The sequence below is a fragment of the Clostridium thermobutyricum DSM 4928 genome (assembly GCF_002050515.1).
GTDB lineage: Bacteria > Bacillota > Clostridia > Clostridiales > Clostridiaceae > Clostridium > Clostridium thermobutyricum.
In genome coordinates, this window is the sequence record NZ_LTAY01000106.1 from 1 (window position 1) to 1,860 (window position 1,860).

At 26.1% G+C, this 1,860-nt stretch carries 2 protein-coding genes, 2 tRNA genes and 2 rRNA genes; all 6 read left to right on the forward strand.

What is annotated here, in order from left to right; translation table 11 throughout:
- Positions 1-125: ribosomal RNA gene (locus CLTHE_RS15740) — 23S ribosomal RNA — on the forward strand; the annotation flags it as partial.
- A 57-nt stretch (positions 126-182) separates the two neighbouring features.
- A 5S ribosomal RNA gene (gene rrf, locus CLTHE_RS15745) occupies positions 183-299 on the forward strand.
- Between the two features lie 3 nt (positions 300-302).
- Positions 303-379 (forward strand) — tRNA-Ile (locus tag CLTHE_RS15750).
- A 4-nt stretch (positions 380-383) separates the two neighbouring features.
- A tRNA-Ala gene (locus tag CLTHE_RS15755) sits at positions 384-459 on the forward strand.
- Positions 460-711: 252 nt separating this feature from the next.
- Positions 712-852, forward strand: coding sequence for a hypothetical protein (locus CLTHE_RS16940; RefSeq protein WP_002596605.1), 141 nt, complete (start codon positions 712-714; stop codon positions 850-852).
- A 230-nt stretch (positions 853-1,082) separates the two neighbouring features.
- Complete coding sequence (locus tag CLTHE_RS15760) at positions 1,083-1,526, forward strand: hypothetical protein (RefSeq protein ID WP_080024230.1); 444 nt, start codon at positions 1,083-1,085, stop codon at positions 1,524-1,526.
- Positions 1,527-1,860: the final 334 nt, after the last annotated feature.

The following is a 1,860-nucleotide window of genomic DNA, read 5'->3' on the forward strand; positions in this document are numbered from 1 at the left end:
AAGATTAGATTTCCCATAGCGTAAGCTAGTAAGATCCCTTGAAGAACACAAGGTTGATAGGTTAGGGGTGTAAGCATGGTAACATGTTCAGCTGACTAATACTAATAGATCGAGGGCTTGACCAATAAAAATATCAACAGAATTTGATGTGCAATTTTCAGAGAACAATAAATTTCTGAATATCTAGTGATGATGGCATAGAGGAAACACTCCTTCCCATTCCGAACAGGAAAGTTAAGCTTTATAACGCCGATGGTACTGCATGGGAGACTGTGTGGGAGAGTAGGAAGTTGCTAGGTAATGGATCTTTAGCTCAGTTGGTTAGAGCAACCGGCTCATAACCGGTAGGTCCGGGGTTCGAGTCCCTGAAGGTCCACCATTTTGGGGGTATAGCTCAGTTGGGAGAGCACCTGCCTTGCACGCAGGGGGTCAGGAGTTCGAATCTCCTTACCTCCACCAAATAGGTGGAAAAGTCATGAACAAAAAGTTCATGGCTTTTTTGTTTTTAATAGACATATATTAAAATCATTAATATATACTAAAATTATAATTTTAGATACATATTTAATAACAACTTATATTATAATTATAATATATAGACTAATTGAGATAAAGATTAAAAGAAATATTAACAGAACATATAATTTATAGATATTATATAATATAAAAATATGTATGCTTATTAATTAGCTAAAGATGGGGAGTGTTTTTGTGATAAAAATTGAAGAATTAAAAGAGACTCTTAAACAATTAAAATTAGAAAAGAGAGATTTAATCTTAGCCAATAAAAAAACTTCTGAAATTGATAAAAAAATAAAAGATATTGAAAATAAAATAAATAATTTAAATTAGACATATAGTTAAATTATCAATTTAAAGATAGGTTTTATTTAAAACCTATCTTTTTTTATTATTAAGTAAAATAAAGTTAAGAAATGTTGTAAACAATTTATAATAGTTTAAAAGAATAGGAATATTAATCATATTTTTATCATATAGTTTATTTAGAGAATTGGAAGTAAATTTTAGTTAACTTTATTTATTTTATTAGAAAGTTTTTCTAATAATCAGGAGGGGTTATAATGATAAGAACTGTTGTATGTCAAAGAGATGGATGTAGTGGAAATAATTTTTTTATAGAAAGTATTGATAATAAACTGAGAGCTACTTGTAGAGAATGTGGTGAAAAATCAGATTATATTTTAAATGATGTTGGATATTATTTAGTATCTAGTTGTAATGAGTGCAAAAATGAAGCTTTTAAATTATTTGTTGATACAGAGAAGAAAACTGTATTTGCAAAATGTGTTGAATGTGGAGAACCACCTGAAAAAATATTTGTAGATGAGTATGGTAATCAAATATCATCTAAGGAAAGAATTTTAAATGAGGTGAAAGAAGCTTTATATTCTGTAAATCAAAGAATGTGTAATTTAGAGATAAAAGTTGAGAACATAGAAAAAGGGCAAGGAATTTTAGAAGAATCTTTAGCATATATAAATAGATATATGATTGAATCAAGATAGAATATAGGTAATAAATTGTATAGTTTAAAACTTTAATGTGGATAAAATGTAGGTACAATTATATATTTTGTTGATATTTTCTTTAATATTTATCTCAATATATGATTGCTCAATTTAAAATTTGAAACAATATATAATGAAAATATAACATGAAATATAGAACATTTAGATAATTACTACTAATATCATGATAAAAAATCATAACATTGGATGTATAGTTATTTTTAATGTTCTATTTTTTTTAATTTGTAAATAGTGATATTCCTAAACAGTAATATATTAAATAGTAATACTATTATATTTGACAAATAATTATATTGTAAAAATATATTAT